Source organism: Acetobacterium fimetarium, from assembly GCF_014284475.1.
Lineage (GTDB): Bacteria > Bacillota > Clostridia > Eubacteriales > Eubacteriaceae > Acetobacterium > Acetobacterium fimetarium.
Genome location: NZ_WJBC01000004.1, coordinates 87523 through 98550 on the forward strand (window position 1 = coordinate 87523; position 11028 = coordinate 98550).

General features: G+C 46.2%; 9 protein-coding genes and 2 riboswitches. All 9 genes read right to left on the reverse strand.

Annotated elements, in window-relative coordinates:
- Positions 1 to 118: 118 nt before the first annotated feature.
- The gene (hemB, locus tag GH808_RS04145) at positions 119 to 1084 is read right to left on the reverse strand and encodes a porphobilinogen synthase (protein WP_186841530.1); all 966 of its coding nucleotides are present in this window, start codon (positions 1082 to 1084) and stop codon (positions 119 to 121) included.
- A 17-nt stretch (positions 1085 to 1101) separates the two neighbouring features.
- On the reverse strand, positions 1102 to 3519 hold the full coding sequence (hemC, locus tag GH808_RS04150; RefSeq protein WP_186841531.1) for a hydroxymethylbilane synthase: 2418 nt from the start codon (positions 3517 to 3519) through the stop codon (positions 1102 to 1104).
- Entirely contained in the window at positions 3516 to 4157 is a 642-nt protein-coding gene (locus GH808_RS04155; protein ID WP_186841532.1) for a precorrin-2 dehydrogenase/sirohydrochlorin ferrochelatase family protein, read from the reverse strand. The genes hemC and GH808_RS04155 overlap by 4 nt, the downstream gene beginning before the upstream one ends.
- Complete coding sequence (hemA, locus tag GH808_RS04160) at positions 4154 to 5428, reverse strand: glutamyl-tRNA reductase (RefSeq protein ID WP_186841533.1); 1275 nt, start codon at positions 5426 to 5428, stop codon at positions 4154 to 4156. The genes GH808_RS04155 and hemA overlap by 4 nt, the downstream gene beginning before the upstream one ends.
- A gap of 250 nt (positions 5429 to 5678) precedes the next feature.
- Positions 5679 to 5855, reverse strand: a riboswitch (cobalamin riboswitch).
- Positions 5856 to 6007: 152 nt separating this feature from the next.
- The gene (locus tag GH808_RS04165) at positions 6008 to 6280 is read right to left on the reverse strand and encodes a metal-sensing transcriptional repressor (RefSeq protein WP_186841534.1); all 273 of its coding nucleotides are present in this window, start codon (positions 6278 to 6280) and stop codon (positions 6008 to 6010) included.
- A gap of 109 nt (positions 6281 to 6389) precedes the next feature.
- Positions 6390 to 7280 carry a cobalt ECF transporter T component CbiQ gene (cbiQ, locus tag GH808_RS04170; RefSeq protein WP_420797519.1) on the reverse strand — a complete coding sequence of 297 codons (891 nt, stop codon included), beginning with the start codon at positions 7278 to 7280 and terminating at the stop codon, positions 6390 to 6392.
- 48 nt (positions 7281 to 7328) lie between these two features.
- Positions 7329 to 8162 carry an energy-coupling factor ABC transporter ATP-binding protein gene (locus tag GH808_RS04175; RefSeq protein WP_186841536.1) on the reverse strand — a complete coding sequence of 278 codons (834 nt, stop codon included), beginning with the start codon at positions 8160 to 8162 and terminating at the stop codon, positions 7329 to 7331.
- Positions 8159 to 8530 (reverse strand): energy-coupling factor ABC transporter substrate-binding protein, encoded by a 372-nt coding sequence (locus GH808_RS04180; RefSeq protein ID WP_186841635.1) that lies wholly within the window; start codon positions 8528 to 8530, stop codon positions 8159 to 8161. The genes GH808_RS04175 and GH808_RS04180 overlap by 4 nt, the downstream gene beginning before the upstream one ends.
- A gap of 337 nt (positions 8531 to 8867) precedes the next feature.
- Positions 8868 to 9048, reverse strand: a riboswitch (cobalamin riboswitch).
- A 131-nt stretch (positions 9049 to 9179) separates the two neighbouring features.
- Positions 9180 to 10880 carry a bifunctional lysylphosphatidylglycerol flippase/synthetase MprF gene (locus GH808_RS04185; RefSeq protein WP_186841537.1) on the reverse strand — a complete coding sequence of 567 codons (1701 nt, stop codon included), beginning with the start codon at positions 10878 to 10880 and terminating at the stop codon, positions 9180 to 9182.
- Between the last annotated feature and the right edge of the window lie 148 nt (positions 10881 to 11028).

Sequence of the window (11028 nt, forward strand, 5' to 3'; positions counted from 1 at the left end):
GTCTGAATTCCTGATTTTTACAAGGATGAATTCAGCCCAAAATTACGTTAGCTTTTACACCAGCCACACGCTCGCGCTTAGTGGCTTACCAAATTTAAAAAAAATTCGGGTAAAAGCGTCACTGGTAATCTTTAATCATGGCCTGCAGTTCTTTGGCAAAATAGGTGATGATGATGTCGGCGCCGGCACGTTTGATGCTCAGCAGGCTCTCAAAAATCACGCGGGAATCCATCAGGCCATTATCGACCGCGGTTCTGATCATGGCGTATTCGCCGCTAACCTGGTAGGCTGCCATCGGCAGGTAGGACAGTTCCTTGCCCTGGGCGATGATATCCAGATACGGCATGGCCGGTTTTACCATGATGATGTCGGCGCCCTCGTCGATATCCAGCATGATTTCCTTCAGTGCTTCGCGTGAATTGGCAGGATCCATCTGATAGCTTCGTCGGTCACCGAAAGACGGCGTTGAATTGGCTGCTTCCCGGAACGGGCCATAAAAGCTCGACGCGTATTTGGCCGAATACGCCATAATCGGAATCGACTCGTAGCCAGCCCGATCCAGCGTCTCACGCATGTGGCCGATCCGGCCGTCCATCATATCCGAAGGCGCTACCATATCGGCTCCGGCTTCGGCATGACTTAACGCCGTTTTGCTCAGCGTTTCCAGCGTTTTTCCCCGTTTGATATCGCCGTCGTCTTCAAAGAAACAACAGTGACCGTCGCTTTTATACTCGCATAGACAGACATCCGTAATGACGTACATCCCGGGGTCGGTCTTTTTAATGATCCGGATGGCTTCCTGTACCAGACCGTTTTCGATAAAAGCCGGTGTCGCTTCACCATCTTTTTCATCCGGCACGCCGAAAAGAATCACATAGCGGATTCCCAGCTCTTTAAGGGCTAAAGTTTCCGCCCCCAGCCTGTCCAGAGACAGCTGGTACTGGTCTTTCATCGCGCCGATTTCCTTGCGGATTCCCTGTCCATCCACGACAAACAGGGGATAAACCACATCGTTCATCGAAAGCTGCGTTTCTCTAACTAAATTCCGGATTTCGCTATTTTTTCGCAATCGTGTTGGTAACATTTTTCAAGCCTCCAAATTTATTTTTCTGTATTTTTTAAGATGGCATCCAGCATTCCCTGAATGGTATATTTTTCTGCTTCAATATCGACATTTATACCCAGCTCCGCACATTTTTTTGAAGTCTGAGGTCCGATGGATACGCATTGGGCTGTGTTGATCGCATCGATGTGATCGGCGCCGATTTTCTCCACGAAAAACTGGACGGTGGTGGAGCTGGTAAAGGTGATATAATCAATTTCCCTGTGTTCAAGCATTTCCAGGGGATTGACGGTGGCATGGTCTTCCCGGACGGTTTCGTAGGTTTGAACCTCATCCACCGAACAGACTTTGGATAATTCCGCCACCACATAAACCCGCGCATTTTTGGATCGCGGAATCAGAATTTTCGAGTCTTTATCGATGATCGGCAGCAGTCCGCTGACCAGCTCTTCGCCCACATATTTGTCCGGCACGAAATCCGCCTGAAGGCCCCGGTCTGCCAGCGCCTTTCTGGTTCCTGCTCCGATGGCGGTGATATGAAGATCGCCAAAAGCTCTGGCATCCTTGCCGCATCGCGTCAACGAATCAAAGAAGATTTCAACACCATTGCTGCTGGTAAAGATGATATGGGTGTATGCCTTTAAATTCTTCACCTTCTGATCACAGATATCCTGGTTGATCGGTGCAATCCGGATCGTCGGGAATTCGATGGCATTGCCGCCCAGCTCCGCGATCTTTTCAACCATTTTCGAACTCTGTTCGCGGGATCGTGTGACGATGATGTTTTTCCCGAACAGTGGTTTTTCGTCAAAGAACCGCAGTTTTTTGCGTTTGTTGACAACTTCGCCGACTACGATCAAACTGGGTGCGGTTATTTTCGCCGCGGTGGCGATCTCATAAATGGTTTCCAGATTGCCGGTGACCACCCGCTGGAAGGGGGTCGATGCCCGGTGTACAACCGCCACCGGCATCTGCGGATTCATGCCGTTTTTGACCAGCTCTGCACAGATTTTTTTCAGGTTTTTGACACCCATCAGAAAGACGATCGTGCCTTTGAGTTTTCCGAGCACCGGCCAGTCCAGATCCGAAGACCCGTCATAGGCATTGGATTTCAAGTGCCCGGTGACGACATGAAAAGAGGAAACGCAGTCCCGATGGGTAATCGGAATACCGGCATAGGCCAGCCCGCCGATCACCGAAGTGATTCCCGGGATGATTTCAAAGGGAACGCCGGCATCATAAAGATCCTCGCCCTCTTCGCCGCCCCGTCCGAACACGTAGGGATCTCCGCCCTTGAGGCGCAATACGTGTTTGCCCTCTAACCCTTTTCTGACCAGCAACGCGTTGATTTCTTCCTGAACCATGGCGTGATTTCCCGCGCGCTTGCCAACGTAGATGATCTCAGCATCCTGCTTCGCTTCGTTTAAGAAGGCTTCATTGACCAGGGCATCGTAAACCACCACATCGGCCTTTTTCAGGATTTCGCTGGCTTTGACCGTCAACAGGCCGGGATCGCCGCAACCGCCGCCGGCCAGATAGACTTTGCCCGGTTTTTTATTCAATTCCTGATCACATGCTTTTGCCAGTTTTTCGCCCAAAATTTCTGCCTCCTCCGGTCGTCCTTCAATCGTCTGAATCACCGCACGGCTGCCGTCTTCCAAACCATAAAGCCCGTATAACTTAATTTTCTCTTCCTTAATCTCACAATAAGCGCCGATGGGGATATGACAGCTGCCGTCAAGCGCCTTGAGGAAACTGCGTTCGCCCTTCATCTGAACCAGGGTATTTGCATCGCAGATGGCCGCCATCAGTCCTTTCGCCGTCTCATTATCCGCTCGGACTTCCACGGCCAGAATGCCCTGGGCCGGTGCCGGAATAAACGCCGTTTCCGGCAGCGGCACCGTCTGATAGGCGGCGTCTTCAAAACGGCCAATCCGTTTGAGTCCCGCTGCAGCCAGAATGATGCCGTCCAGTTTCTGCTCCTGCATTTTCCGGATCCGGGTATCGATGTTTCCCCGGATTCCCACCACTTCAAGATCCGGTCTCAATTTCTGCAGCTGATAAATGCGGCGTTTGCTCCCGGTTGCCACGACCGCGCCATCCGGCAGTTCATCGAGAGAACTGATTTGATGCGGTGTCAGCAGCACATCCCTAGGGTCTTCCCTTACCGTGGGGACCGTCAGCATCAACCCTTGTGGCAACCTTGACGGCATGTCCTTCATGCTGTGAATGGCCATCTGTATTTCTCCCGACAGTAAAGCTTCCTCCAATTCCTTGGTGAATAGCCCTTTATCGCCGATTTTATCCAGCGGTTTGTTCTGAATCAAATCGCCTTTTGTTTTGATGATGACCATTTCAAAATTTATCTGCGGATGCGCCTTCGCCAGCACGTCGATCAGCCATTGACTCTGAATTCTTGCCAGGGTACTTCCCCGGGTTCCAACTTTTATATTCATCTGTTTTTCTCCAATTCCTCTTGTGTCCGTTTATCTTTTGCAACCGGATTCCTGATTTCTTTGCATTTCTCTCTGAGCGCTGCAAGGGAGCACCGTGAAAATGCTTCCAGTTTTTCCGCTTTTTCTTTTCTCGTTTCATCGCCGGCTAAAATATGTTTCCTGAGCACACGCAGCAATTCCGTTCTCTCGGCGTAGCTTTCGTCATACTGTTTTGACAAATCGGCCACGATGCTTTTTGTCAGAAAAGGACTGGCCCCTTCGGTGCATACCGATACCGTTAAATCACCCCGTCTGATCACGCTGGGAAAAATGAAATCCGAATCATCCGGATCATCCGCCCGATTGCACCAGATTTTTTCGGATGCGCAGTCCGCTTTAATCTGCCGGTTCAGCTCGCGGCAGTCGGTCGCCGCCACCGCCAAATCAATCTCCTTCAGCCATTTTCTTTCATAATAGCCCTGAACCAGATTCAGCCGTTCGTTTTTCATCTCGCGAATGCGCTCTGAAAATTCCGGGCTGATGCAGACAACCCCTGCGCCGTTTCCTAAAAGCGCGCTGATTTTTCGGGCGGCCACCTGCCCGCCGCCGATGACCAACGCCGTTTTATCGTTCAGATTAAATAGCAGCGGCATCATCATTTTTTTTGATCTCCCCAAAGCGATTTTTCATTCATACCCGGGAAAAGATAAGTGACTGTTTTTTCCATCCGGATGATTTCCTCTTCGGTGTCCAGCGACTTCAATTGTTTGATCGGCGGCATGACCATTTCCCTGAATTTAGACCGGATAATCTTTGACAGATAGGTTTCTTCCTTTTCGCTGAGGCTCAACCGGCCGCACAGATTTTCAATGGTTTCTTCCGCCAATTGACGCGAGGTCTCATTGAGATCCCGAACCATGTTATCAACCTTGGCATGAGTGACCCACGAAAGCAGGCCATCGATTTCGTGCTGTATTTCCCCGGAAATCGCTGCCGCGACTTTGAGGCGATACGCCATCGTCTCATCGATAATCTCCCGGAAATCATCGATGGTCAGCAGCTCGACGCCGGCAATATTTCCCACCGCTTCCTCGATATCCCTCGGCAGAGCCAAGTCGATGACGGTCAGCGGTTTAGTCAGTTCTGGCATTTCGTCGGCCTTCAAAATGACATGGGGGGATGCCGTTGCTGAAATGATGACATCCATTTCCGGGATCAAATCGTAGCGGTTTTCATAATGGATGGTTTTGACATTTTCATGGATGGCTTCGCATTTATCCATATTATGAAAGGTCCGGTTGGTCATGTAGGGATTCTGAAATCCCTCGGCCTTCATATAACGCAGAGCCAGCTCGCCCATTTTACCGGATCCGATAATCAGTATTTTTTTAGCCCCATAATCTTCGGGGTACTGTCGTTTAACATGCTTGACGGCGGTTGAGCTTAACGACAAAGGTGTCTCGGAAATTTTATATTCCGTCTTGACCTTTTTGGAAAAGGTGATCGCCTCGCGGAACATTTTGGTCAGGTATTTTCCGCAGCCCTTGATGGCCTGGGATTTTTCAAGCGCATCTTTGACCTGGCCTAAAATCTGATCTTCCCCCAGAATCATCGAATCCAGGCCGGTCACTACCTCGTAAAGATGCACCATGGCCGCCCGCTCCTTTTTGATAAAAAGATAGGGTTCCAATTGATCGGATTTGTTTTTCAGATAGAATTCCTTTAAAATTTCTCCGGCTGCATCCGCATTCCGGGTGGCCACATAGATCTCGCTTCGGTTGCAGGTTGAAAGGATGATCGCTTCGGCAATATCATTTTCATTCAAAAGCGTTCGAATCCCTTCATTGAGAGTCCGATGAATAAACGCACCCTTTTCCCGAATTTCTAAAGGGGTATCCTTATGATTAATACCGACTGCCACCAATTTCATTTGGTTAATTCCTCCTTTTAGTGTCCTTGAGTCCTTCTTCGACTTCTTGTCTGCTTTACTGATATGCCCTTTTTTCAACGCATCGCTCCGATGCTAATCAAAAAAAGCACATCAAAAAACCTCTTTTTCCCATATCTCAACGAAAAAAGAGGCTCAATTATTAGTATTACCTGATCTTTGATTTTCAATTTTTGACATTAAAAATCAATTCCTGTTAATGTTACTAATTTCCCTTTTCCCTGGAAGGATATTTCAGTACTTCAATTTAGTAGGTTTCCTGACTTATAGCTTTTATTCTCCTTGCCTTCCCAGGCATGATGCCCAGTGGCCTGTTAAGGAGGCATAACTAATCACAGTGACCGGATCGTTCTGGATTCCCACCAGATTCCCTCAATGAATGCTTCAGCCTAAATGAATTTATACATTTTATTATTTAGTTGCATTTTATATTATAACATGCTTCGCTTCAAAATAAATGATTTTTTGGTTGCAACGATATCGGCTGAACCCGTTCTTTATTCTTACTGTCCGCTGCAGACAACCAGTAAAGGTCTGACCCTCAACCTTCTGCTGCCCAAATCAGATTTTTGAAAACTGCTCCACCGCTTTGGCAAGGCTGCCGATCGTGCGATCAAAGTCACCATGCTCAAGGCCCTCTTTTACACAGTGATTGATATGACCCTCAAAGATAATCTGACCCACTTTGTGAGTCGCCCCTTTCACCGCATTCACCTGGATAAGAATATCTTCACAAGGGATGTCCTCGTCAATCATCTTATCAATTGCATTCAACTGCCCGATTATCCGGTGAATCCGCCGATGCAGATTCTCCGAGTCCATACACTGTCGCATATGATGCACCTCTCTTTTTTGTTACCCCCACGGGTATCTATATCGTATCATTACCATAAACTGATGTCAATATAACAGTTTTCTATTTTGTGAACCATATAACAGTTTTCTATTTTGTGAACCACCAGAGCATCAACAACAACACCACAAAAATCGCTGCCGCGATGATCTGGCCTGCTGCCACCTTTTTTTCTTCCTCCAGAAAGACCATTTCGCCATCGTAACATCTGGATTCCATGGCATCATAGTAAACATTCGCCTTTTTCAGTGAAACGATCAGCATATTTCCCGCAACGCCGCCAAAGGTATAGCAGGAAGTCCTGAAATCGCAATAGCCCTGCCGGGAATCGGCCGAATTTTTCATTTTGGAGTAAACGTCCAATAAGATAAAAATATAACGGTAAATGATGTTCATCAGCTCGATGATGAGTGTTGGCACATGGGCCTTGCGCATCACCGAAATAATCTCGGACGACGGCGTCGACAATGTCATCATCTGCAATGCGCTGACGGCGGCAAATACTTTTAGAATCAGGAAAATCATCTCTTTGAGCTTATCCTGCGACGTATAAACATAGAAAAATCCGCAGTGCAGATTATACTGACCGATTGGCTGATACGAAAACTCAATGGCAATGGCCAGCGTCCCCAGAAGAATAAAGACAATCGGGATCATCATCACCGACAGATACTCACTGACTGAAAGCCCGCCCTTCACCATGGTCAGGTAGGCCATGGCGATCAGCACTGCAAGGGATACGCAGGGGTTATTCAAAGCGATGCACAGAACCAGCGTCACGATCGCAAGGATCACTTTGAAGGTCGGGTTCCAATGGCTGATCTTCGAAGCATAGGCATGCATGTCGATCACGAAGCCTTCCCCATGTTTATGCCCGATTTTATGCCGATGGTGTGTCCCTTCATGAGCATGGTTGTGCTGTCTAACCTCTGCCAGCAGAAAAACAGCCGCCAAAAGCCCGCACAAAAGCAGCAGCATCATTTCATTCATGGCAATCCCCCTTTCTTCTTGCAATGATTCAGAGGCAGATCAGCTGATCGCCTGAATCATTTTCTGGAATTCCTCGATGCTTCGCGGATATGTTTTTTCATCCGCCACCAGCTGTTTCTGCACCAGCGATTCATATACATTCAGCAGCATCGGCTGCTTCAAGTTTGACTGCTTCAGCACTTCTTCATTCTGAAAAATTTCCAGCGGCGATCCGTCGGCGATGATTTTCCCCTGGCAGAACACAATGATCCGTTCTGCCCAGCGGTAGGCAAAATCCACATCATGGGTGGAAATCAGCATTGTTTTTTCTTCCCTGCTCAATTTTTCCAGAACCTCTTCCAGCATTTCTGCATTCAGCGGATCCAGAGCAACCGTCGGTTCGTCAAAAATAATGATCTCCGACTTCATCGCGATGATGTCTGCGATACTGACCTTTTTCTTTTCACCGCCGCTTAAGTAATGGGGTGGCCGGTCTTTGAAATCCAGAATATTCATATAGGTCAATGCCTCATCAACCCTTTTGATGACTTCCTCTTTTGGCAGTTTCAAATTCATTGGTCCGAACCCCACCTCGGCCCGGACTGTCGAAGCGATGATCTGATTATCAGCATCCTGAAAGACAATTCCGATATTCTTTCGCAGCTCTTTCAGATTCTTCCGGGTGATAGTCGTGCCCCGATAAATGATCTCGCCGCGCTCCGCTTTCAGAACCCCGTTCACATTCAAAAAAAATGTCGATTTTCCGGCGCCGTTGGAACCGATCACGGCAATCTTTTCACCTTCATTGATATCAATATTGACTCCGTCTAATCCGGCCTGGCCATTGCCGTAGACGTAGTGTAAATCACGGACACTTAAAATTGGTTGTTTCATAATCGATCCTCTTCATATTTATGTATAGACTCGGGTAATTGATTTTCTTTTTCTCGCAACTTTTTCTCCCATTTCGTTTTTTCAACATATCGGCCCAGAAAGAAAAACAGCACGCCGGCACCGATGCCGGTCTGCAGGCAGAACATCAGGCTCTCCACTTCACCGGGTATTTCTCCGCCCATCCATTTTTCCAACACCGGTGTAAACCAGGGCTGATAATCCGACCCGGTAATTTCTTCAATGGTCTGGCTTCCGGCATCATCGGAACCGCCAAACGCTGCTCCTTTTAAAACGAACAAAGGGATCACTGCAATCAATACTGCAATCAGCAATAAAACAATAATCGTCATTTTTTTTGACTTCGGCATCATTCCTCACCCCTTTCAACTATCCCATCTCATGTCATTGCGAAACTGCCATAAGTTTCGCTGCCGGTTTGCGCGAACCAATTTGTACACTGTACGGCGGACAGTCTATCGACTGTTCGCCTACACGTTACCAAATTGGTTGCGGAAACCGACATCGAAACAACTTCTGTTCGAGTTTTTAATCATCATTATACGAAATCATCCCGAAAAAAAGCTCTTTTTCCATATTCCTATAGAAAAAGAGCTTTCATTATTAATTTTCGATCGATTCTAAATTCATGACATAAAAAATCAACTTATTTTAACGTTACTAATTTCCCTTTTCCCTGGAAGGATACTTCAGCACTTCAATTTAGTAGGTTTCCTGACTCATAGCTTTTATTCTCCTCGCCTTCCCGAAACAAAACGTGCTCAGTGACATATTAAGGAGACATAACTAATTACAGTGACCGGATCGCTCTGGATTCTAACCAGATTCCCTCAATGAACTTGTTCAGCCTAAATGAATTTATACATTGCTTATTAAATTGTGTTTACATTATAACATGGTTTACTTAAAAGTACAGTTTTTTTTTGCGTGCGTCCCTTCCGCTAAAACAACTGCAGGCGTTTCAGCTTTCTCTTTATATCTGTTACTGCTTATCGTTTTTCACTTCTTTTTCGCCATCAATTGGCTCACTACAAGTTTGGACATGTTATCCGGATTTTGAGCTTTTACTATGGCATAAGCATATTGTGGTGAAAAAGGTTTGGGATAGTACGCTATATATCGTTCTTCCCAATATGAAGGTGCATACTTTTCTTTGGCATGATGAAGTGCCTTAAAATCATAGGCATCATTCATATTGTTATAAACATAGGCAAAGAGTTTTTCATTGATCGTTTTTTTATCTCCTGAAGCCACATTATAGAGTGGCGACAGTCCCATATTCACCAGCTGAACGCCTTCACTCTTAAACAGCATAAATGCCTCATAAATGATTTTTTCCAGAACGCCCTGAGGGGCATCATTTTTTCTTCTCGTAACATCAGCCAGATAAGCCGTTCCATCTAAATAGGGCAGAAAGACAACAAAACCAAGCATTTCTCCCTGATCATTCCTGGCATAGAAGTACCGCCGATCAAGGGGATTGTCAAGTCCGATGCCGCCTAACATGAACGTCATTTCCGATGCTTTCTTGCTACTAACCCATTCTTCCGATATTTCCAGTATTTCTTTTTCAATTTCCGGATCATGCGATTTTTCTGGTTCATATTCCGAAACAGAAATTCCGGCCTTGTTGGCATGATTGATCGCTGCCCTTACCTTGGCGACCTTACCGCCGGCAAGGCTGTATGCAGACAGATCAAAGCAGGCATCTTCGCCATACTTGACAATGCCAAATTGAGCGGCTTTGTATAAATCAAGAAAATAATCGGTCACATTGAGCAGTAGAACATCAAGGCCGTTCTGTTTCGAGAAAGTCAGCAGTTCAGTTAAAAAAGCAAATCCGTCAGTTTTTTTACAAATGATATCACCACAGCAAACCAGAACTTTACCCACGATGGTGTAAGAGCATAGGCCTTCAACAGTTTTGCTGAAAAAATAGCGTTTGTCATTTTCAAGCGACAGGTAAGACATCGGGTTTTGTCCGTACTCAAGCACAATTTTACGGACCCTTTCCTTGTCATGTTTATCATGAATATGATCGTATATCAGCGGTTTCATCAGCAGCAGTGCCGAAGCAAAAATGCAGATCCAGTTTAAAACAATCAGGGAATCCGCATAAATCTGGCCCAGATTATTCTTGATGTCCAGTACCGAAGTGTCCATAAAAATCAGTAAGTTCACTGATCCCAAGAGCGCATTGTAAATGGTATGGACATCATTGATATGCGCTCGCATGATGTAAAGACCGATTGAAGCATTTGCGATCAGCAGTGCAAATGAAATGCCGATGAATATCAACGCCCATTTCAGCGTTACCCGGTTTGATACTCTTGAAAAATCCCGATAGGAAAACAGCAGCACTAAAAGCACCAGCGACTCGATGATGATAATAGGTACGGTGAATTTATGAAAATGTCCAATTTCCGAAATTAAAGCAGCAAACAGCACAAAGACTTCAATAATCCAGGCATTGCGAATCCGCTTGTACAGGCTGTAGGCCAGAAGCAGCATCAGCAGGCCGAGCAGGAAAGACAATACGCCATGGGTTATCGCCACATTCGGATCGATCATTTGACCGTAGATATGCTCAAACGCTCTGGCAAACTTGAGCGGCAGCGCAGCAAACAGTTTTCCCAGTCCGATAATCACCAGCAGCATAATCGCAAAATTCTGAATTTGCCGTCTTATGAATATATTCATATTTCACCTTATCTTTTTTTGTCTGTTCAGCAAAAGAAAAAATCTGTTGCGGATTTATCATTAAATCAAAAATCATAACGACTATTATAACGATCAAATCTGAATTAATTCTATAATATCTGATCGTGTTTCATAATACGCAATGAAC